16 protein-coding genes are annotated in these 22006 nt (G+C 54.5%); 10 read left to right on the top strand and 6 right to left on the bottom strand.

All coding sequences use genetic code 11. The annotated features are described in order from the left end of the window. The first annotated feature begins 211 nt into the window (after window positions 1-211). The 3 genes from K239x_RS08910 (at window position 212) to rdgB (ending at window position 4371) form a co-directional block, all read left to right on the top strand. Window positions 212-2278 carry a vWA domain-containing protein gene (locus tag K239x_RS08910; protein WP_419189851.1) on the top strand — a complete coding sequence of 689 codons (2067 nt, stop codon included), beginning with the start codon at window positions 212-214 and terminating at the stop codon, window positions 2276-2278. 301 nt (window positions 2279-2579) lie between these two features. Continuing rightward, the gene (locus K239x_RS08905) at window positions 2580-3725 is read left to right on the top strand and encodes a hypothetical protein (protein ID WP_145417479.1); all 1146 of its coding nucleotides are present in this window, start codon (window positions 2580-2582) and stop codon (window positions 3723-3725) included. A gap of 31 nt (window positions 3726-3756) precedes the next feature. Further along, the gene (rdgB, locus tag K239x_RS08900) at window positions 3757-4371 is read left to right on the top strand and encodes an RdgB/HAM1 family non-canonical purine NTP pyrophosphatase (RefSeq protein ID WP_145417478.1); all 615 of its coding nucleotides are present in this window, start codon (window positions 3757-3759) and stop codon (window positions 4369-4371) included. A gap of 155 nt (window positions 4372-4526) precedes the next feature. On the opposite strand, the gene K239x_RS08895 is transcribed toward rdgB, so the two are convergent. Next, window positions 4527-5636 carry a DegT/DnrJ/EryC1/StrS family aminotransferase gene (locus tag K239x_RS08895; protein ID WP_145417477.1) on the bottom strand — a complete coding sequence of 370 codons (1110 nt, stop codon included), beginning with the start codon at window positions 5634-5636 and terminating at the stop codon, window positions 4527-4529. Between the two features lie 457 nt (window positions 5637-6093). On the opposite strand from K239x_RS08895, the gene yajC reads away from it, so the two are divergent. From yajC to K239x_RS08860, 7 genes are all read left to right on the top strand, one after another. Then, window positions 6094-6519 carry a preprotein translocase subunit YajC gene (yajC, locus tag K239x_RS08890; protein ID WP_419189850.1) on the top strand — a complete coding sequence of 142 codons (426 nt, stop codon included), beginning with the start codon at window positions 6094-6096 and terminating at the stop codon, window positions 6517-6519. Window positions 6520-6744: 225 nt separating this feature from the next. After that, complete coding sequence (gene secD / locus K239x_RS08885) at window positions 6745-10110, top strand: protein translocase subunit SecD (protein WP_419189849.1); 3366 nt, start codon at window positions 6745-6747, stop codon at window positions 10108-10110. 280 nt (window positions 10111-10390) lie between these two features. Beyond that, entirely contained in the window at window positions 10391-12526 is a 2136-nt protein-coding gene (locus K239x_RS08880) for a M28 family peptidase (RefSeq protein ID WP_145417476.1), read from the top strand. A gap of 300 nt (window positions 12527-12826) precedes the next feature. Further along, complete coding sequence (locus tag K239x_RS08875; RefSeq protein ID WP_419189848.1) at window positions 12827-13435, top strand: OmpH/Skp family outer membrane protein; 609 nt, start codon at window positions 12827-12829, stop codon at window positions 13433-13435. A 262-nt stretch (window positions 13436-13697) separates the two neighbouring features. Continuing rightward, complete coding sequence (lpxC, locus tag K239x_RS08870; protein ID WP_145417475.1) at window positions 13698-14624, top strand: UDP-3-O-acyl-N-acetylglucosamine deacetylase; 927 nt, start codon at window positions 13698-13700, stop codon at window positions 14622-14624. 59 nt (window positions 14625-14683) lie between these two features. Continuing rightward, window positions 14684-15496 (top strand): acyl-ACP--UDP-N-acetylglucosamine O-acyltransferase, encoded by an 813-nt coding sequence (gene lpxA / locus K239x_RS08865; protein ID WP_145417474.1) that lies wholly within the window; start codon window positions 14684-14686, stop codon window positions 15494-15496. Beyond that, a complete protein-coding gene (locus K239x_RS08860) occupies window positions 15493-16584 on the top strand; it encodes a Gfo/Idh/MocA family oxidoreductase (protein WP_145417473.1) in 1092 nt (363 codons plus the stop codon). The genes lpxA and K239x_RS08860 overlap by 4 nt, the downstream gene beginning before the upstream one ends. 37 nt (window positions 16585-16621) lie before the next feature. Here the strand turns inward: K239x_RS08860 and K239x_RS08855 are convergent, their stop codons facing one another. The 5 genes from K239x_RS08855 to K239x_RS08835 form a co-directional block, all read right to left on the bottom strand. Then, window positions 16622-17851: a hypothetical protein gene (locus tag K239x_RS08855; RefSeq protein ID WP_145417472.1), complete on the bottom strand. Its 1230-nt coding sequence runs from the start codon at window positions 17849-17851 to the stop codon at window positions 16622-16624. Between the two features lie 210 nt (window positions 17852-18061). After that, a complete protein-coding gene (locus tag K239x_RS08850; RefSeq protein ID WP_419189847.1) occupies window positions 18062-19528 on the bottom strand; it encodes a sulfatase family protein in 1467 nt (488 codons plus the stop codon). 250 nt (window positions 19529-19778) lie between these two features. Beyond that, complete coding sequence (locus K239x_RS08845) at window positions 19779-20228, bottom strand: GNAT family N-acetyltransferase (protein WP_145417471.1); 450 nt, start codon at window positions 20226-20228, stop codon at window positions 19779-19781. A gap of 8 nt (window positions 20229-20236) precedes the next feature. Continuing rightward, window positions 20237-20626, bottom strand: coding sequence for a cytochrome C oxidase subunit IV family protein (locus K239x_RS08840; RefSeq protein WP_145417470.1), 390 nt, complete (start codon window positions 20624-20626; stop codon window positions 20237-20239). A gap of 51 nt (window positions 20627-20677) precedes the next feature. Beyond that, window positions 20678-21886, bottom strand: a complete 1209-nt coding sequence (locus tag K239x_RS08835) for a cytochrome c oxidase subunit 3 (protein WP_145417469.1) — start codon at window positions 21884-21886, stop codon at window positions 20678-20680. Between the last annotated feature and the right edge of the window lie 120 nt (window positions 21887-22006).

The following is a 22006-nucleotide window of genomic DNA, read 5'->3' as shown; positions in this document are numbered from 1 at the left end:
CGCGAAACAACGGTGCCCGGTGCGACACTCAAAAACGCCCCCTCCCCCCCGAAAACAACGCTAAACCAAGCTCGAACAAGCCAGCCGGAGGCCGATACACTGAGTCCTGCAATCGATGCTCCCTACGATTGTAGATGCTCTCTACATCGACGCCGACAAACCTCAATCAGCCATCCTCCCTCATTGATCCCAAGCTTCCTTGAGAAACCCTGTGACACCTCCCGAGACTCACCCATCGCATCCGACTGATCAGAGCGTCCACACTGACGCTGAAGTCGATGCGTGGAGCGATGAGGAATTGGAAGAGGAACCAGTCTTTCAGACGGACGAATCATCCGCATTGATTGGTAGCGTGATCGTTCATTTGGTCATCATCTTGGCTTTGGCGCTAGCTCCGCTTCATGAAATCATCGACGAAGAAGCCGTCGTGCTGGTTTCACCGCCAACCACCGAACTGACCGAAGAAATCAAAATCGTCGAAGACGTCACCTACGACGAACCGGCCGATGAAGTCGGAGCGGCCAGTGAGACGGAAACGGCGATGGCCGAAGCGTCAGCACAAGATTTCAGCGAAATCCCTGTCATCACCAACCCGATCGAAATGGAGAAATCGGATTTCGCCGACATCATGGTGACAGAGGTATTCCAGCCCTCGACGGCTCAGTTTGACCGTTTGACTCAGCGGACGGGAAAAACAGGTGTGCAAACCGCCGGAGCCGTGGGTGCGGTGGACCGTTTGAGTTTTGAAATTTTGCAGTCGCTAGAAGAACGCAAAACTCTGGTCGTCTGGTTGTTTGACCAAAGCGGTTCTTTGCATCGTCAACGTCAGCAAATTCGCGATCGCTTTGATCGCATCTACACCGAAGTCGGAATTGCCAACCCCGAAATCGATCGCGCAAAGCAAAAGCGTGGGCTGATGGATCACGACGCGCCTCTGCTGACATCGATCATCGGTTTCGGTGGCCAGCAACCCATGTTGTTTACGGATCCACCGACGCAAGACATCGAAGAGATCAAAACGATCTTGGATGACATCGAAGTCGACACGTCGGGCGTCGAAAACGTATTCACAGCCGTTAAAACCGCTTGCGACAAATACAAGACACTTCGCAAAAGTCGCGGCGGCAATGGCCCGCAGCGAAATGTCATGTTCGTCGTCGTCACGGACGAACGCGGCGATGATGACAACCAATTGGAACCCGCCATCGATGCCTGCCGCCGATCGGGCATTCCCGTTCACGTGATCGGCGTCCCCGCTCCGTTTGGTCGCAAACACACGTTCGTCAAATACGTCGACCCGGACCCAAAATTCGATCAGTCGCCCCAGTTTGCTCAAGTCGACCAGGGCCCTGAATCGTTGATTCCCGAGTACGTGCAGGTTGGATTTACAGCGGATTTCAAAGACGAAAAACCCATCGACAGCGGATTTGGCCCGTACGCGTTGACGCGATTGTGCTACGAAACCAACGGCATCTTTTTCGCAGTGCACCCCAATCGAGCGATGAACCGAACGGTCAGTCGCCGCGAACTTTCGCCGTTTGCATCCGAACTGACAAGGTTCTTTGATGCGGAAGTCATGAAGCCCTACCGGCCCGATTACTTATCACCAGGCGATTATCGAGCCCGAGTCGAAGCCAGCCCACTGCGCCGGGCGTTGGTTACAGCCGCGAACCAATCCAAACCCGTTCAGGGCATCGGCCGACCACGAACACGATTCGTCCAAACCGATGTCGCTCGACTGGCGGGCGAATTGACGATCGCTCAACAAGGTGCTGCCAAGCTGGAGCCGACGCTGCAGCGGTTGGCTCAAATTCTGGAGCCGGGCATGAAACTACGCGACGCAGAGGAAAGCCCTCGCTGGCGTGCCGGCTACGACTTGGCGATGGGCCGCGTGCTGGCGCAAAAAGTACGTACCGAAACTTACAATGCGATGTTGGCCAAAGCCAAACGCGGCATGACGTTTGAAAAAGAAAAGAACAACACTTGGCTGCTAAAACCAGCCGACGAGATCTCCGTGGGCAGTAAATGGGAACGAGAAGCGAAAAAGGCCAGCGACCTTCTGAATAATGTGGTCAGTGAACACGATGGCACGCCGTGGGCGTACTTGGCTCAGCAAGAACTGGCAGTTCCGATCGGCTGGAAATGGGAAGAAACATTCACCGATTTGACACCGCGGCCCAATCGGCCCGCTGGCAATAACAACAATAACAATCCGCCTCAGGACGACAAAAAACGGATGCTAAAAAAAGCTCCCAAGCGTCCGGTGCCAAAGCTGTAGCCGCAGCGATCCCCCTGACCTCAGGGTAGGCACGACGTCCTGTCCGGTACATCGGCGCGTTTCACACGGATTGTTTCACGCGCATCGTCCCCGACACATTCCGCATCGACGACAACCGCTCTGACGCGTTCTCATTGCGTTCGAAACGCGTTTCGACACCTCGGTGCGGCTGACTTGATTGCTCGTATCAATGTCGCAGACTCTCCTCGCCGCGAATCTTCTCTTTCGCTTGCGTATCGATTTTTGTTAGTTCCCCAGACTCTTGATGAAATCTTTCTTCAACGTCACGCGGAACCTGCGCATGTCCTTTGCAACATCACGCCGCCCAGTCTTGTGTTTACTCGCTTTCGCCTTCGCGATCACTCTGGGAAGCGACCACGCCCAAAGTGAAACGCCATCGTTCCTGCAAAAAATGTTTCAGCGTGACGTTTCAGCCGAACTTGGCAACGTCCGTTATGAGCTAACCGAAGAAGACGGCCCTTGGATGATCCTGGGAACGACCTTTGTCGGCGACAATGCCAAGACCCGCGCCGAACGGTCGGCCGAACAAATACGCCGCGAGCTCAAAATGCCCGCCTTCATCTACCACGAAAACTTTGACTTCAAAGGACGCGTCCGAGGCGGCAGTGCAAACAGCCGCCCCATGCGTTTCGCCAACGCGTACGAGTACGAAGCCTACGCGGTCCTGGTCGGTGAGTACGCAACCGTCAACGATGGCAACGTCGACAGCGATCTGAAACGAATCAAATCGTTGCAACTGGATGTGTACAGCGATCCCAACGAAGTTCGCGCCGAACACCGCACCGATTCGCCAGCGACAACGATCAAAGCATTCAGTCAGAAACTGTTTCATTCTCGCAAAGGACACGCCAAGGGCCCCATGGCCAATGCGTTTGTCACGCGAAACCCCATGCTGCCGGAAGAATATTTTTCGGCTCCCGAAGTCGATTCGTTTGTCCGCCAACTGAACGACAACAAAGAATTTGGCGAACACAATTTGCTCAAATGCGACGGCAAATACACCGTCGTCGTATGCACATTTACAGGCTTGGGCACCATCGTCGACGGCAGCAAAGAAAAAGACTTTGTCCCCAGCCGCAAACGCATGGACAAGTTTGCGACCGACGCTCGGAAGATGACATTAAAACTTCGCAAAGACGGCGCCGAAGCCTACCAGTTCCATGACCGCTACCGATCACTGGTCACAATTGGTAGCTTTGATTCGCTGGGAACTCCCATGCCCAACGGAGGATTTCAATACAATCCTGAGATCCGACGTGTGATGCAGAAGTACAGCGCGTTCAACTCGCAGATCGCGCGAACGATTCCTGGCAAAAATGGCATCGCAGCCAATCACGCCGCGATGATTCCGTTCGATGTTCAACCGACCCCGATCGCCGTTCCGAAACCTTCCAAGCGTGTTTTCTTGGGAGCCGTGCGTCGTTAGGCGGCCACTCCCAAGCGTCTGAAGCGAATCCATGTTCGATCTTGTCCTCGGCACTAACAACGCAAAAAAACTGATCGAACTCCGGCTCCTGCTGCCGACCGATCGTATCAACCTGACTTCGTTGGCCGAAATCGATGGCTCGATTGACGTCGACGAAACGGGGACCACGTTCAGCGAAAACGCAGCGTTGAAAGCGACCGAGCAAGCGAAACATCTTTCGCGTTGGGTATTAGCGGAAGACAGCGGACTGACCGTCGACGCCCTGCGTGGCGAACCAGGTGTTTATTCGGCGCGCTATGCCGGCGAACATGGCGACGACGACGCCAACAACCAAAAGCTGCTCAAAGAACTGGACGGAGTGCCGCCCGAAAAACGCGGTGCCAAGTTCAACTGCTACCTTTGCCTATCGGATCCCCAAGGCAACGTCAGGCTGGAAGCCAACGCAGCGTGTGCGGGGCGCATCCGAACGGGATTAAGCGGCACCGCCGGTTTCGGTTATGACCCAATGTTTGAAATCCGAGAGTATCACAAAACGTTTGCCGAACTGGACCTCACGGTCAAACGAGCAATCAGCCATCGATCGCGCGCTCTTCGCATGTTCATCCCAAAGCTATTGCGGCTCGTTCGCATGGAATCCAGCCAGTAGCAGTGCCCCTCTAGTAGCAGTGCCCCTCTAGTAGCAGTGCCCCTGCAGGGCATCTGATTAGCGAATTTAATCCAGCTGCCGACTAGCCAGCTATCTCGAAACAAAGAGTCGCAGTCTGCGATTCAATGGGTGTGGCCTGATTTAAAAAACGCATTTTAAGAAGTGCATTCAAACAGTTTCTTAAGTGCATCGCCAAGTTCCGCGTGCCGCTCCTGGTCGATCAACAACGCCGAATGATCGAGCACAAACGCGGTCGCTCCCAAGTCGTTCGATCGTTCCAACGACATCGGTTTTCGGCAGCGACGTTCACTGCTTTTACCCATCGATCGAAACGCGGCGCCGATTGGCAAGCGAAAATCGCGTGCCGCGGCAACGATGCGGTCGCGTTGTTCCAACGAACCACACTGCCACGCCACTTTGTAGTGTGTCGCGGAGACGTGCGAGTCCGACTGGCTCAGCCAAGTCCATGAACTCAGGCCTGCGATCACCTCAGTTTGCAAAAACTGCACCGTCGCATTGCGCAGGCGATTGCAGTCGCTCAGTCGCGCCAACTGAGGCAACAAAGTGGCTGCCTGAAGCGTCGACAAAGGCTGTGAATCACTTGGCCGATCCAGCAGTGCACCGATTCGCGCCCAGAGACGACGGTCGCTTGTCACGACCGCCCCGCCATTGCCTGCGGTCAGTGGTTTGCTGCCCCCGAAACTGATTGCCCCGAGATCACCAACACTGCCGGCGGCTTTTGCACCGATCGTCATTCCCGGAACTTGGCAAGCGTCTTCGATCAACGTGCATTTTCGTTCGTCACGACTTTGTTCGTCGCACCACCGCCGCAACGATTCGACGGGCGCGGCGCGCCCAAACAAATGCGACACGATGACTGCCTTGATCTTGGCAGCGTCTAATTCATCGCGATGTGCCAACAGTTTCGCAGTGTCAATCGATAGCCCACTGGGTTCCACGTCGACCAGCACCGGGACAGCTCCAACGGCCTCGATCGCGCGAAAGTTTCCGGGATAGTCAAACGCAGCGACCACGACTTCATCGCCAGGTCCCACTCCGGCGGCGCGGAGGCAGATTTCGATAGCTGACGAACCGCTTCCGCACAAACGGACAAACTCCGATCCCGTCAGTGCAGCGATCTGCAAACGCAATTTTTCCTGGCAGAGCGATTTGTATCGGCCCCAATCTCCCGATTCAAACAGCTCCATCGCAGCTTGACGAATCTCGGGCCACTGGGGAGGCCAAATTTCAGGCTGAAAAGTCATGGAGCACCAAGAGAAACATCATTTCGCCATTACTCAGTCAAACAGGGGCTCTGGGCAATCCAGGCAACCGCCGAGTGAACGGTTTTGAGCAAACCGAGTCGTCAAGGCTATCACAAACGGGTTTCCGCGATCGAGCCCGAGGACGGTCTTGGCTGCCACCAGCAGCCGAATCAATCGCTTGATTTGTCGATGAACGGTTTCCAGGAGCATTTAGCGGCAGTATTTAGCCTTTGGAGGAGCGGGCTGGGCTTGTGACTAATTTTTGCCTTCCATATCATTTCCGATTCGCATTTTGGGCTACGACCGATGCGATCCCGCTGTTTTGCAAAGGTGCCAAGAAACTGGCCCTCGCTTTGCTTGATTCGTTTTCCTTTACGGAGTCCAGCATGGCTAGCAAACACGCGATCGGACCGCGTTTTAGCTGTTTTTATGGAGCCATACGCAAGGCACCCCGCCGTTGATCGCCAATTCCCTGACGTTGCTGACAAATCTGACCTGCGGCTTAGCCACCTCGCTGGGGCTGTTTCTTGCGCAGGGGGATGCAGCCGGCGAGGCTGGAGCAGCAGCGGCACCGGCAGCTGAATTGACAGGAATTCAAAAAATATTGGGAAACCCATTGATCTTACCGATCGGATTGTTTTTGATTTTTTACCTGACGTTTCTGGCACCCGAGCGAAAACGCAAAGCGGAGGAAGCCAAATTGATGTCCTCCCTGGAGAAAAACGATCGTGTGATCACGGTCGGCGGCATCCACGGCACTGTGGTATCCACGGGCGAAGGCGTCGTCACACTGAAAATTGACGAAGGCGGCAATACACGGATCAAAATCAATCGTTCCGCGATCGCATCGAAGATCCAAGACAAGAAAGAAGCTGCGAAGTAGTCAAGCAAGTCAAAATACTCCGCGTTGCACAGAACTGGCAGCCGGAGAACCGGTGGCAAGAAAATTCTTTGCCACTACCAACAACCGCTAAGCTTGCTCGAAATAAAACAAGGCCGGTGTCTTACGACGGCGACCACAAAGAAACGACACAACAAAACACATCGCTCGAAAACGCCACGATGGCTGATCGAGTTCCCGAATCCCCTGATTCAGAAAACTAAAACGATGGACTGCTCTTTTTTGGCCGATTGGCTTCCTGCTTTTTCGATCCACGGCAGCAATATGCTCGGTGCGATCACTGATTTCGCCATGCCGCTTGCTCAAGCTGCCGACAACAACGCGGTACTTGAAAAAGTCGCTGTGACATCTGCGGGCGCCGCGCCCGTCGAAGAAGGCATTTCGTGGAAACAATACGGTGCATTGGCCATCGCGTTGGCGGTCATGATTTTGCCATTCATCGTTGGCAGCCGATTGGCCAAGATGTTCAAGATGCCCAATTACGGAACTCGATTCGGGTTCGTAATTCTGGCGATCTTGGCCAGCGTCGTGATCTTGGTCCAGCGATTGCCAGGACTAGGCGTCGACCTCCGGGGTGGAACCATTCTGGTCTACGAGATCGATCCCTCCAAAAACATTGGTGTCGACGGTGATACGGGCACGCGAATCAAATCCGAAGATTTGATCGAACCGCTGACCCGCCGAATTAACCCCAGTGGTACTCGCGAAATCGTTTTGCGTCCTTACGGCGAAACCGAAATCGAAGTCATCGTGCCCGAAGTGGATCAGCGCGAAGTTGATCAAATCAAAATCAAGATGGCCGAAGCCGGCATTTTGCGTTTTGCGATCTTAAACAATCAGCGTGACCACTCACGCCAAATTGACCTCGCTCGCACTCAGGCAGACTCGCCCGAACAAAACTTGCGGACCCAAAGCGTCGTGCAAGACGTCGACGGGACGATCGTCGGGCGCTGGGCAGCCATTGACCGCGAATTGGTCGATGAAGGCGAACTGGCTCCGTTCCGTGTCAACGTCGGCGACGCTGTTGTGCGTAACCCACAAACGGGTGCAATCATTCAAATGCCACCAAGCGTAATGGGCGAAAACGGCGAAACCAAACAAGCTCAGTGGGTCGATCAACAAGGCATGTCCGGGCTAGAAGTCCTGATGATTGTCGATCCCTTGCTAGACGTCAAAGGCGAAGACCTAGCGTTTACCACCAGCACGTACGACCAAAACGGTGCGCCCGCAGTTGCCTTTAACTTGACCGATCAGGGGTCGGGTAAGTTCTTTGCACTGACGACTAACAACGCCCCAACCGGAACATTCCAGCGACAGTTGGGGATCGTACTCGACGACAAACTGCTTTCGGCTCCCAACATCCTGCAGCCCATTCGCAAAGAAGGGCGTATCACGGGACGATTTACTCGCGAAGAAGTCGACAGTTTGGTTGCGATCCTCAAAGCCGGTCAGCTGCCTGCGGCCTTGACCAAACAACCGATCGCCGAAAACCAGATCGACGCGACCTTGGGTGCTGACACGATCAAAAAAGGTGTCTACGCCATCGGAACCTCGCTCGCCTTGGTTCTGGTCTTCATCCTTTTCTATTATCGGTTCGCAGGTGTCGTCGCATGCATCGCACTGATTCTGAACTTGGCGATGATTTTGGCCACGATGGTGCTGATCAATCAGCCGCTGACCTTGCCAGGTCTGGCTGGTTTGGTGCTGACGGTGGGTATGTCGGTCGACGCAAACGTTCTTATCTTCGAACGGATACGCGAAGAACTGAAAAAAGGCGCCGCAGACCGAATGGCGGTCCGAAACGGATTTGCCAAAGCAACCGTAACCATTGTCGACGCAAACCTGACGACGCTGATCACAGCGATTGTTCTCTATGCGATCGGTACCGACCAGATTCGTGGCTTTGCGGTCACGCTGATCTTGGGCATCTTGTTCTCCATGTTCACAGCGATTTACATGTCGCGAACCTTCTTTGATTTTGCCGAGCGTCACGGTTTCTTGACACTCAGCATGTCCGACGGCGTCAACTCGCTCCGATCAGCTGTATCGGGCGACGGCAACCTGGACTTCATTGGCAAAGGCAAACTGACGCTGGCACTTTCCGCCGTACTGATCTGCGTTGGCGTGGGATCCTTGTTCGCACGCGGCAACGGAATCTTGGATATCGATTTCGCAGGCGGTTCGTCCGTGCAATTCAAATTGGACAAACCGACCGATTCGGAAACCGTTCGTAGCATCGTCGGCAAAGTCATGGACAACGGCGACGATGACCCAATCGATTTCACGGTCAACGGCGTTAGCATGGAAGGAGCCGATGCTCAGACGGTCTACAAAGTGGACTCGTCGTTTGAAGAAGTCGACCAGCTCAAAGACGCGATCCGCAAAGCGTTTGAAGAAGACGGTAGCGTCGGACTGGTCAGCTACAACGTGGCGATCAAACCCGCCGACCAATCCAATGCATCTAAGTTCAAGTCTCGCTCTAAGACCAAGAACGGCAATGGCGTCATGCTGACGGCGTTCTATCCACAAGACGATGTCGAAACGGACGCCGCCGCAGATCCCCCGACGGACGAAGCGGACAGCGATTCCGCAGCCTCCGATGATGCGACTGCAGCGGATGCCACCGCCGCTTTGGGCGATGATCCCGAAGGCGATACCGGCAACACTGGTACGGTCGAAACTCCTGGCACGCTGACCTACAGCACGGCCATCATGGAGCTGGGCATCGCCAGCGAAAAAGACGGAGCCGCTGTCAACGAAGCAACCTTGATCGACGAGATTACTCGAGCTGCCGAAACGGCCAGCGTTCCGCTCAACGAAAAGACGATCGAATTGACTCCCCAAGGCGAAGGTGCCGACGAGTGGAGCACAGGTTCATCGCTGACGTTCAGCAAATGGAAAATCCGGCTTCCGATGAAGGCCGAATCGGCTGACAAAATCATGGCCAACCTGGAACAGAACCTAGGCACCGAGCCAGTTTGGATCAGTAGCAGCAAAGTCGGTAAACGAGTTGCTGGCGACATGATCAGCCGTGCGTTGGGTTCGCTGTTTGCCAGCTTGCTTTGCATCATCGGTTACATCTGGTTCCGATTCCAACGAGTGATCTACGGATTGGCAGCTGTCGCGGCCTTGCTTCACGACGTGTTGATCACGTTGGGTGCAATCGCCGTCAGTTACTGGCTTGCAGACGCTTTGGGATTCTTACTGATCGATCCGTTCAAAATCAGTTTAACGGTCGTTGCGGCACTGTTAACAATCATCGGTTATTCGCTCAATGATACGATCGTGGTCTTTGACCGTATCCGCGAAACCAAGGGCAAAGCTCCTCGGCTGACCGGGGAGATGATCAATACCAGCATCAACCAAACACTCAGCCGCACATTGCTGACGTCGGTCACGACGCTGATCGTGGTCGTGCTGCTGTACGCATTCGGCGGCGAAGGCATTCATGCATTCGCGTTTGCTTTGGTGGTGGGTGTTCTGGTCGGTACCTACAGTTCGATCTTTGTTGCCAGCCCGATCTTGCTATGGCTGATCGAGCGTCAAGAAGGCAAAGACGTTGCGGGTGCCTAGTATCTAAGTCCGGACAAGATTGTTCATTCCGGTGTTCACCTGCCCTGTGATTGGCAAGTGAGCATCGGTTTTTTATGCGCCCAAGTGTCGCGTCTGGCATTTGCAGATTCCCACCCCTGCAATCGCAGCGTTACAATTTGCTCAAGGCCCGGCAGGGAGCGGCTTGGCGGAGATGGATGAACCCAACCCATAAGCCGGCGTCCTCCAACGGGAGCCCACTCCCGCTGATAAATTCCAAAACTGAAGACACCGACATTCGCGGTCAACAAGGCAGAAACTCTTGACGCAAAATCATTTGGCACCGGTGTCATCGCGATCACTCCGCGGCATCCTGCAACCCATCGCTTCGCTCCGCACTCTCGAAATTGCATCGATCGCACGCAGCATTTCGCTACTGACGTTACTTGTTTTTGTTAACGCCCCAGCCTTCGCTGATACGCCCGCCAACACGCTCCCCCGCGACGCGGAACCGACGGAAACAATCCGATCGCAGCTTGAGCGTGATGTACGCTACTTGGCCAGCGAAGAACTCCGTGGCCGTGATGTCGGCGATGAAACGATTCATTTGGCGGCCCGCTACGTGGTCGACCGCATGAAAGCGTGCGGTTTGCAGATCGATACGATTGGCGGCACTGCTTACCAAAGCGTGCCTGTTGATTTGGGTGCACAGCCAGGAAGCCCCGACCAGAACTTTGCCAACTTCACATTCGGCGAATCTGACAATCCGCCATTGAGTGCAAAACTAGGCGAATCGATGAACCCGATGGCTGCGGGACCGATTACTGGGTCGATTGCCGATCGCCCAGTGGTTTTTGCCGGCTACGGAATCACTGCGCCCGACCTGAAGTACGATGACTACGCCGGCATCAATGCAAAAGACGCAGTCGTGATTGTCTTACGAAAAGAACCACGCGCGTCGGATCCGCGAAGTCCCTTTGACGGTGTTCGCAACACGCGTCATGCCTACTTCACTACCAAGATAAAGAACGCGGTAGCGCATGGTGCCGCAGCGATACTTTTCGTCAACGATCCCAATAGCGTTGATGAAGCTCAGCGAATCATTCGCTACAAGATTCAGCAAGAAGAAAATCGCGATGCCAATTTGCGAAAACAAATGGCGACGTTGCCTGCCAAAGCAAAGAACAGCCGCAACAAATTTCAAATGCAGATCGACGGAGTGACCGCGTCGATCCAAGCACTGAAACTGGAACGTAACAAAGCCAGTCGAGGACTTCTTGGAATCAGCGAGGCGGGCACCACGACGTTCGAGAACACAAAAATCCCCGTCGTTTCGATTGCACGCGACACGGTCGATCAGTTGATTCGTAATTCTTCGCCCTCGTCGCTGGAGTTGGCTGAAAAGACGATCAACGAACGCTTGCGCCCTGATTCGCGTGTTTTGACCAACGTTACCTGCACGCTCAAGATCAAGCTCAAGCCGACATCGGCCAACAGCCCCAACGTCGTCGGTGTCATTGCTGGCAAAGGCGAACTTGCCAACGAAACGGTAATCGTGGGAGCTCACTACGATCACGTCGGCATGGGCGGCTATGGATCGTTGGCACCAGGCACGGTCGAGATTCACAACGGTGCTGACGACAATGCCAGCGGCGTGGCAACCATGCTGGGCGCGGCAGCGATGCTAGCACCAAAAACGAAGACGCTGCGTTCGCATCGACGCATCGTGTTCATCGCATTTACGGGCGAAGAACGAGGCTTGGTAGGCAGTCGCTATTACGTCGAACACCCGCTTTATTCGCTCGAAACCACCGCTGCGATGATCAACTTGGACATGGTCGGCCGGCTTCGCGACAACGAACTAACCGTTTATGGCACAGGTTCGGCGGAAGGCTTGGATGCGATGGTCGAACAGGTCAATGAAGTGGCCAAATTCAGCTTGTACAAAATCCCGTCTGGCTACGGGCCCAGCGACCACATGTCGTTTTACAAAGCGGGCGTGCCAGTGCTGTTTTACTTCACGGGACTCCACAATGATTACCACCGACCTTCGGACGATTTTGACAAGATTGATTTCGGCGGCATGTCCCGGATAACCGATACGGTCAGTAATGTCACTTTACAACTGGCTGTTCGCAGCCAACGTCCGAGATATGTGGAAACGGAAAACAAGGTCCAAATACGCCGGCAATTGTCGGTCTACATGGGGATCTCGCTCTCTGATCGCAGCGACCATGTCGTCATTTCGTACGTTGGATCGGATAGTCCAGCCAAGCAGAGTGGTTTGATAGCGGGCGATCAGCTCAGTCGAATTGGCCGGCGCCGGATTCGAACATCGACGGATGTCTTTGACTTGTTGCGAAATCACTCTCCCGGTGATTCGCTCCAAGTCCAAGTTCTTCGCCGTGGCAAACCACTTGATGTGGTCGTAAAACTTGGAAAACGTCCGCCAGGCTGACAAAGTTTCGCGTTAACGAACGACTCACCCCAACTCCCTGCGTCCTCCCCAACATTTGGGTCACCTGCGCAGGAAAAGGGATTCGAAACTTTTTTGTCAGACAGCCCTGATCCGACGTTTTCAACCTTTACGCCATAGCGGTGGGGTGACACAATCCGCATCGAATCGAACATGCCGTGGTTACCGATCGGCGTGCCGACGTGAGTGTTTTCCAAGATCAGACGATGGATGTCTGTTGGAGGATTCGCCAAACAAAGCGTCGGTGGTTGGATGCGCACCCAAAACGCAAGGAGAGCGGACGTGCGACTTATTGAGAAATCGGCCATCGTGATGGCCATTGCTGTTGTTAGTGTTATGGCCCCGTCAGTGGCTTCGGCCCAAGATGCGACACGTGTCGCTATTGTTGACGTTGCTTATATCTTCAAAAATCATCCGGGCATCAAAGCTCAGGTGACCAAAGTCGAAGGTGATCTAAAACGCTACGATACCGAACTGAAGGCAAAACGTGATCAACTGAAGTTGGCCGCGGAAAAACTGAAAACTTTTACACCTGGCAGCCCGGACTACTCTGCGCAAGAAGAACAAGTCGCCTCTATGGAATCCAAGCTCCGCTTGGATATGGCTCGCAAGCGCAAAGAACTCGCGGATGCCGAAGCCAAAATCTACTTTGACAACTATCAGCAAATCGCTGCCGGCGTCAAATTCTTGGCCGAGCACAACAAGATCAACTTGGTGCTTCGCTACAACAGCGAAGAGATGAACCAGGGTCAAGGCGATAGCGTGATTCGTGGCGTCATGAAGAACGTCGTCTTTCACGACGATTCGTTGAACATGACCCCCATCGTCATGCAATATCTTGACCGTGCGTTGAAGGTAGCTGGAAACGGCGCTCCTGCAACACAACGATAGAGATCGTTGTTAACGTGCACTGCCAAAGCCATTGTCGTCAATCTTGATGCAATGGCTTGGTGCAGTTCCCGACGCAAATCACCGGCGTCGTCTTGGCGGAGACGCGGCAAACCCACTACTTGTTCGGTCAACATGAGTGTTGAATTCAATCGCAAATGATCTGATCAATTGCGATTGAACAACCTCAAGCAAACCGATTGAACGTTCGATAACAATAGCTGCATTCAAGGATGAATCAGCTAACTGGCAGGGAGGCCACAGCGTGAGCGTTTCGCGCAAAGAACAAACGATCGCAAACGCGTGCAGTGTCAGCGGCCGCGGCTACTGGACTGGCAAACTCGTGTGTGTATCGATCGAACCGGCTCCTGCGGGAACCGGCGTTCGATTGATCCGCAGTGATCTAACCGACCGGCCCAGCTGCACAGCTTCGGCTGCCAACCGTTGCGAAACGCCCCTGCGAACCATCATTCGCGATGGCGATGCACGCTTCGAGATGGTCGAACATCTGATGGCTGCGTTGCACGCACTCCAGATTGACAACTGCTTTGTGTCAATCGATGGCGAAGAATTCCCAGGCCTTGATGGCAGCTGTCTGGCATTCTTTCAAGCTCTGCAAAACGCCGGAATCACCAAGCAATCGACTCAGCGAAAGCGACTAGTGATCCAACAAACCGTTCGCATCGAACTAGCGGACCGTTGGATCCAAGTCGAACCGCTTGATCGCGCGATGCAGAACGCCGGCACGTGTTTTGAATACCGCTTGAGCTTCGATCACGACTGCCCAATCCACGAACAAACGTTCTCATTTCACTGCACCCCCGAAACTTTCGGCAAAGAAGTCGCGGGTGCCCGAACGTTTGTCACGCAATCTCAGGCCGAGATGTTGCGTGCCCAAGGCGTTGCCGGCCATGTCACCAACCAAGACTTACTTGTCTTTGGCGACAACGGCCCCATCGACAATGAATTGCGTTTTGCGGACGAATGCTCGCGCCACAAAACACTCGATCTGATCGGCGACATTGCGTTGGCCGGGTGCGACATTGTTGGCTCCATCGTTTCCTGCCGTGGCGGCCATACGCTCAACGGACGCATGGCAGAACGACTTGCCGCAATCGCTGACGATCAGATACAAGCGACACAACTCAACGACGACGCTGACAGCTCACTTCCCGACCAGCACGCAGCGTAAGACACCGCCATGAATATTGACCACGTCCTTTACACATCTACCGGACAACCGGAGCAACTATGAGTGCGACTATCGCTCCAACGGCCGTCGTCGATCCCCGAGCTCAGATCGGCAATCATGTTCAGATCGGACACTTTTGTGTGATTGGCCCTGATGTCAAAATCGGTGATGGCACACGTGTCGACGAACACGTTGTGCTAACGGGTATCTGCTCGATCGGCGAAGACAACCATATCTTCCCTGGCAGTGTTTTGGGTGCTCACCCTCAGGACACCAGCTACACCGACGCCCCCACCTGCGTGGAAATCGGCGACGGAAATGTTTTTCGCGAACACTGCACCGTCAATCGCGCTACCGAGAAAGAAGACGGTATCACGTTGGTCGGCAACAACAACTACTTCATGGCGGGCACGCACATCGCTCACGACTGCAAAGTTGGTGATCGAATCGTCATCGCCAACAATGGCATGCTTGGCGGACACGTACGCGTTGGAAACGATGTCACGCTGGCGGGCGGCGTTGGCGTCTCGCACTTCGCGTCGATCGGACAGCTCAGCTTTGTCAGTGCGATGAGCCGTGTTTTGCACGATGTCCCGCCCTTTATGATTGTCGACGGTCAGCCCACCAAACCTCGCGCGGTCAACACGATTGGTCTAAAACGCCACGACTATTCGTCGGATGACATCACAGCGTTGACCAAAGCGTTCAAATTGCTCTACCGATCCAAAGTCGGTGTGGAAACAGCTCGCGATCAGCTCTTCAATGAAGGTCCGATTCGCCCTGTCCTAAAACATCTCTTCAATTGCCTTGATCACTCCAGCGGCGGCCGACACGGTCGTGGCCAGGACCGAAGAAAGAAGAAAGCGGCATGAGTCGTCTACGAACTGCAGTTATCGGCGCTGGTCACCTCGGCCGCATCCACGCCAAACTTTTGGGCCAAGTCGACGGCGCCGAACTGGTTGCCATCAGCGACCCATTCGACGCTGCTCGCCAAAATGCCGAAAAACTATTCTCGGTGCCAACGTACGCCGACTATCGTGACGTGATCTCCCAAGTCGACGCGGCTGTCATTGCGGCTCCGACCGACCTGCACTTTGAGATCGCGAAGGACTTCCTAAAAGCTGGCAAACACCTGCTAGTCGAAAAACCACTCACGCCCAGCGGCGAACAAGCCAACCAACTGGCCCTCTTGGCGTCGGCCAAACGGCTGACTTTGCAGGTTGGGCATGTCGAACGCTTCAACCCGGCGTTCACGGCGCTCGGTGACATCGGGGTCGACGTCAAGTATGTCGAAGCGGTCCGCGCATCGCGATTCCCAGGTCGATGCTTGGATGTCGGAGTCGTCATGGACTTGATGATCCACGATTTGGATCTCGTATTGTCGATGACCGACTCCTCCATCACCTCCGTATCGGCTAGTGGCGTTTCAGTCGTCAGCGACCACGAAGACATCGCCGAAACGCGACTTGAGTTCGCTTGTGGTTTGGTTGCCAACTTAAAAGCCTCTCGCGTTAGCCCGACGCCTGCACGACAAATGCAAGTCTACGGCAGCGGCGGGTTTGCAGACATCGATTTTGGGACACCGTCCCTCTCGACCGTCGTGCCTTGCCATACGTTGGTCGATCGTTCGTTTGAACTTTCGCAGGCAACCGAAAACCCACTCGGCTACGCCGACCAATTGTTCAGCCAACGCCTGCAGTGCGATACGCAGGAATTGCAGCCGCGCAACGCAATCCTTGACGAACTACACGACTTTGTCATCAGCGTGCAGACCGGCGTCTCGCCTACGGTCAGCGGCAGCGCCGGAGCGCGTGCAGTGATGGTTGCCGACCAAATCATCACGGCGATCCAAGAACGTCAGTGGTATTCCGACGCACGTCCAACCGAAATTGGACCAAGAGCCTATGCTCGCGAACGCATCGAAACTCGCCTTCGCGGTGAAAATCGTCGCGCTGCGTAGAGATCAAGGCAGCGTAGCAATCGCGGGAATCAAGTAGTCACCAGAATCGCCACCACGGTCGTAACGTCTGTGGTTTGCGATCCGGCAAACTTTTCATGGCGATGCGGATATCTTCCTGGTCCGCGCCATCGACCGGAATCAAAAGCGGCAAGAGTTCCAAGTTTTCAGACTTGCTGCCATTGCGCGACGTCTGGTCAATGGCGGCAAAACCCGGCGAACGCTTCGCGCAGTTTTGCAATCCTGCAAGATACCTTTCGCTCCTCAGAACTGGCGCCAAGCCAATCGATCGTGCAAAGGTGACTTCGTCCATCAATCGATGCGGCGAACTCAGCCGGCCACCGGGGCCCACCGCGTAAAACTCTCCGGGCCAATTCCGGACCAGATCGCCAAAAGCAATTCTGGCACACGCGAGAGGAACAAAATCGATTATCTGCTCGGTCAGCTGAGCGTCTTGCATCGCTTGGTAAAAACGCTGGTCGACTTCCTCAAGCTCAACCTGCTCGTGCAACTCGACGTAGCGAAAAATCGAAGCGTCGATTGTTTCGCGTTCGCTGCCCCAGGCGGTCTGTTCGCTAGACTGCAACACTGCAAAGCGAATCGCGATTCCGCCGTGCGTTTTTTCTGACAGTCCCTGCCAATCTGGATCCGCGTACGTCGATTCGTGCCCATTCACTTCGACCGTGTAACGCCAACGAGGACCGGCAGCTCCATCCAGCGTCGCCTTTGCTAGATGCATCCGGCGAGGACTCGCGAGATTGACCACGTCGGCGAAAAGCGGCGCATGGGCGATCTTCGATTCAGCAGGCAATTCATCAAACCGAAATCCAACTTGCCCCACGTAGCCATCGAGACCGGATTTTCCAGCTGGGCCTGGTAGCTCCAGACGTTCGGCATTCAAAACCGGCCGCTGAAGCACAGTTGAAAGAACGGGGCCAGCGACCAAATCGACCCACACTCGTGCAACGTCAAATAGTGCGGCTGCATGCACTCCGTCGATCCCTACGACACAAGCGGGCAGATCGATGGTCGACACATCGTCGCCCTCGTTGCCGGCCAGCCGTGTGATCACGTGAGCGTGCACCATCTTCGCTGAAGTACGTCGGCCTTCGTTGGCGAAAAGCTCAACACACACAATAGCCTTCCCACCGACCAAGGAAAGTTGGTCGCCTTCTAACTGGATGGGACCAGCCACGTCCTCGGCCTCGTTGGACTGATTCTCGGTCAGCAAGGTCTGGATGTGAACCAGGATCGTCTGCGAATCACTCATTCAATCTTTTGTGTCGCCAACCTGCGAGGGAAAACCATGGGCGCGGAAATAGCATTGAGTAACAGAGGCGGGTCAGCATTCGTTGCAAACTTTTGAAAAACAACCGACGCAATCAGCTCACGTGTCGCTCGCTGGAGGCGCTGCCCCAGCCGTCTTGGCGGCGGCAGCTTCTCATTCGTCGGCCGCACGCGACGCGCCGACTTTCTCTTCCTACTGTGCTGTCTTTCTCTTCCGTTTCTTTCGTGACTCAGGATCAAGCCGCCCAGCATACTCCCATCGACTCTTCCACTGGCCAAAGAAGGGCTTGTACTCGTCCATGTCCATCCAAAACCGCGAAACCGGCTCGCTACGATCAACTTGACCTTCGGGATAGTCTTTGCCATCGGCACTGTGATCGACCGATTCGCTCCACAAAAGCAATTGCTGTCTCATTCGCTGCGCGATGACGGGCTCCTGCTCTGAAATGTTTTTCTTCTCTTTCGGATCTTTTTCTATATCGTACAACTCAAAACCGCCCTCGTTTAACCGATTCGTCACCAGCTTGAATCGATTGTCCACTAGAGCCGCCTTGCCGGTGTGACGAAATGGAATCGGTTTGTGCCGAACTCGCAAATCATCGTCAAACAATTTGGTCAGACTGATTCCGTCGAGTGGTCGATCTGAGTCCGGGTACTCGACGCCCGTTACATCTAAGAGAGTCGGCAAGATATCCAGCACGCTCGCTGGATACAGCGAAGTACGAGGCTGAATCGATGCGGGCCACTCGATGATCCCTGGAACACGCAAACCGCCTTCGTAAACGCTGCCCTTGTTTCCACGCAAACCACCCACCGTGTCGGGCTTAATCTTTGCCAGTCCGCCATTGTCACTGCAAAACCATACGATCGTGTTGTCAGCAACGTTCATCTCGCGAAGCCCCGACCGCAATGTACCGATGCTCCTGTCCATCGCGACCAATTCGCCGTAGTGTTGACGCGAAACGGGATCGAGATCCGCAAACGCTTCGGCGTCGTCGTCCGCTGCCTTAAACGGATCATGCGGTGTTCCATACCACACCACGGCAAAAAACGGCTGCCGGTTCTTGTGTTGTCGACGCATAAACTTCAGTGCTTCATCGATCACAATTTCCGACGAGTCCCCTTCAAACTCCTCGAACTTCCCGCGTCGGCTCAAGATCGGATCACGATCAAAGAAATTGGTAACCGACAGCCAACTTTGAAATCCAAACTTTCCGGGATGATGCGTATCGCCGTGTAACACCGGCACTCCGGGCCCACGAATCCCATTGAGGTGCCACTTGCCGAAGTGCCCCGTCGCGTATCCAGCACCTGCCAACAAACTTGCGATCGTAATTTCTTGTCGTCTCAGAGCGTACCCATGTGACAACACGCCGATGCGGTCGTTGGCCCGGCCTGTCAGCACACACCCCCGAGTCGGCGAACAGACGGGAGCCCCGGCATAGAAACGATCGAACCGTATTCCTGAAGAAGCCATTGCGTCCAAATGCGGCGTTTTCAGAACGGGATGGTTGTAGTAACCCGTTTGGCCCCAGCCTTGATCATCCGCCATTACCAGCACGATGTTAGGGCGTTCTTGTCCAACGACCGCCCAAACAGGCACGAACGAAAGAGCAAGGACAAACAGCGTCGTCCGCATCGCACAAAGGGTGTCAGGCATAGCACTGGGTTCGAAGAGGCAAGAAGAAAACGTCGCACCAGCGCCGGCATGGTGAGCCTCCCATTATGTCAGAGATCGACAGCGCCGGGTGAACTCCCGGTCATTCGCTGCAAACCGATACACAAGTCAAAGCAATCTGCAGACCAATTGGCAGCGAGGAGCAAGCAAGGAATCCCCGCAGAAACGATCCTCAACGCAGTGCGGAGCTCCCGCGACGCGTGGAGCGAAATCCACTGGCGAGCGGCAAAGTCTAACGTGTGGCGATGCGGAACTGGACCGAATCGGACTGTTGCCCGACTTTGCGATACAAATTCTTGGCGACCTCGTTGGCATCGTCCGTGTACCAATACACGCGACTCACTTTCCGCTGCCGCGCCACACCGGCAACCGCTTTGATCAACGAAGTACCGGCGCCCGATTTCCGAAACAACTCCGCTACAAAAAGGTCTTCCAAATAGCAGTAGCCTGTGTCCGTCCACGTGCTGGGATGAAAGAGGTAGGTGACAAAACCAATCACCTTGAGCGAACTGGCTTCGATCGCAACCAAACAATCGTGGCCGCCTGGATTATGAAATTTCTTCCAGGTGTTTGCCGTCGTAGCTGGCGCGATGCCTTCGTTATAAAACGCTAGATAGTCGTTCCAAAGCAGCAACCATTCAGCATGGTCGCTGGACGAAACCGGTCGAATCGGAAACTCCATTACGCCAACTATACCGCTGGCACCGACGACGGTTCAGCAGGTGCCGAAATCGGCACTGCGTCGTCGACGGGGATAAAATCCTTGGACGTCATCTGGCTGTCGCTCAGCGTAAAGATGATGAACAGGCCGACGAACACAAACGAACTGACGAAGATAAAGATGTTGAACGGCTTGTCATGAGCCAAGTGCATAAAGAACGCACCCACCAATGTCGCCTTGATCGTCGCAATAAACATGACAATCAAAACATCGTAGCTTCCAAAATCAAAGCTGGCTTGGCCCACCGTGATGATGGTTAGAACCGTTAGTGCACCAAAAACAGCCAGCAACATAGGCACTGGCATCGGATGTGCGAAATCATGACCGTCGCCATGTGAATCGGTGGAGTGATCAGACATATTTTGTTGACCGATGTATTCGGTGAGCTGAAGTTTTGTTGCCGCGAGGCGTTATCGAATCAGGTAGAGCAGCGGGAACAGGTAGATCCAAATGAGGTCGACCAAGTGCCAGTAGAGTCCGACGTAATCAACGGGGCCGAAGTACTGGCGGTTGAAATCTTGACGAACCGAACGAATCAGCAACCACACCAGTACGGCGATACCCGCCAAAATGTGAATCGCGTGCACGCCCGTCATACAGTAGTAAATACTAAAGAACACACCGGCACGACTTGGAGTCAGGAATTCGCGTTCGACGTCGTTGATGGTGTTGGCAGCGTCATCCGATGTGTTGTACGCAAACGAACCGGACGCTTCTTCGGACTGCCGTACGCGAGCCGCCACGTCGTCTTTCAAACCGGTGTTGGTGGCGTCCGATGCCAAGTGCTCCAGCACATCTAAGTCACCCGAATCTTCCATCGCCAACTGAGCAGCCGATGAATGGGCGTGGTCGTGATCAGCATGATCACCATCGTGATCGTGTGCGTCATCGCCAGCGTGTTCACCGCTAGCATGGTCACCATCAGCATGTGCACCAGCGACTGCATGCGACTCCGATCCGCCACTCTCCAGGTAGGTCCCCAGACCGACACCAGCAAAGAAGCTTAAAGCCACGACCGTGAGCGGTTTCGCACACGCAATGTGGAACTTATTTCCTCGGATCAGCGAGATCACTAACCAGAGAATGGTTCCAATCGCGATCAAGATGAAGGGCATACAGATCCATAACAGATAGTTCGGACCGCCTTCATGATGTGGATGGTTCGGGTCGTACGAGAACAAGCCCGCGGGCAACAATCCCATGTGCCACTTATGCGAGTACTCGATCGCTTTAACACCCAAAAAGATCATTGCACACGAAAGCGTCGCGGCCAGCATGCCGGTCAGCTTCTTGTGCTCTTCTGTCTGCGAACAGCGAACGGCCCATGCCATCGTTAGCGAACTGAAAAGCAGAACGCCCGTGTTGATGGCACCAAGCTTGGTATTCAAAAACTGACTGCAGCCCTCGAAAACCTCTGGACGCAACATCCGAAAGATTGCATAGGCGCAAAACATCCCGCCGAAAAACAAAATCTCGGTAACGAGGAACAACCAAATACCCAGCTTGCCACTGTCGAACTGTTGCTCGGGAGTGTCAAAGTGGTGCGCCAAAAACGGCGGGTGGTCGTGGTCGTGATCGTGATCGTGATCACCACCCGAATTCGTTTCTTCGCCAGCCATAGTCGTGAACGTCGGTTGTTAACGGAATTGAAAAGTCTTTTGGAAATTGAAAAATCCCACTGCCATCGGCGGCGAGATCTTAACCGGCAATCGTTTTCGTCGAAAGCGATTGCCGGGCGT

This window comes from Stieleria marina, from assembly GCA_007741555.1.
GTDB lineage: Bacteria > Planctomycetota > Planctomycetia > Pirellulales > Pirellulaceae > K23-9.
This window is presented reverse-complemented; position numbering and strand designations above follow the sequence as displayed.

Excerpts from the sequence above, each read along its gene's own strand:
- K239x_RS08905 (WP_145417479.1), top strand. The coding sequence starts at position 2,580 with ATGTCCTTTGCAACATCACGCCGCCCAGTCTTGTGTTTACTCGCTTTC.
- K239x_RS08855 (WP_145417472.1), bottom strand. The coding sequence starts at position 17,851 with ATGAGTGATTCGCAGACGATCCTGGTTCACATCCAGACCTTGCTGACC.
- K239x_RS08895 (WP_145417477.1), bottom strand. The coding sequence starts at position 5,636 with ATGACTTTTCAGCCTGAAATTTGGCCTCCCCAGTGGCCCGAGATTCGT.
- secD (WP_419189849.1), top strand. The coding sequence starts at position 6,745 with ATGGACTGCTCTTTTTTGGCCGATTGGCTTCCTGCTTTTTCGATCCAC.
- K239x_RS08835 (WP_145417469.1), bottom strand. The coding sequence starts at position 21,886 with ATGGCTGGCGAAGAAACGAATTCGGGTGGTGATCACGATCACGATCAC.
- K239x_RS08850 (WP_419189847.1), bottom strand. The coding sequence starts at position 19,528 with ATGCCTGACACCCTTTGTGCGATGCGGACGACGCTGTTTGTCCTTGCT.
- K239x_RS08860 (WP_145417473.1), top strand. The coding sequence starts at position 15,493 with ATGAGTCGTCTACGAACTGCAGTTATCGGCGCTGGTCACCTCGGCCGC.
- K239x_RS08840 (WP_145417470.1), bottom strand. The coding sequence starts at position 20,626 with ATGTCTGATCACTCCACCGATTCACATGGCGACGGTCATGATTTCGCA.
- K239x_RS08845 (WP_145417471.1), bottom strand. The coding sequence starts at position 20,228 with ATGGAGTTTCCGATTCGACCGGTTTCGTCCAGCGACCATGCTGAATGG.
- rdgB (WP_145417478.1), top strand. The coding sequence starts at position 3,757 with ATGTTCGATCTTGTCCTCGGCACTAACAACGCAAAAAAACTGATCGAA.
- lpxA (WP_145417474.1), top strand. The coding sequence starts at position 14,684 with ATGAGTGCGACTATCGCTCCAACGGCCGTCGTCGATCCCCGAGCTCAG.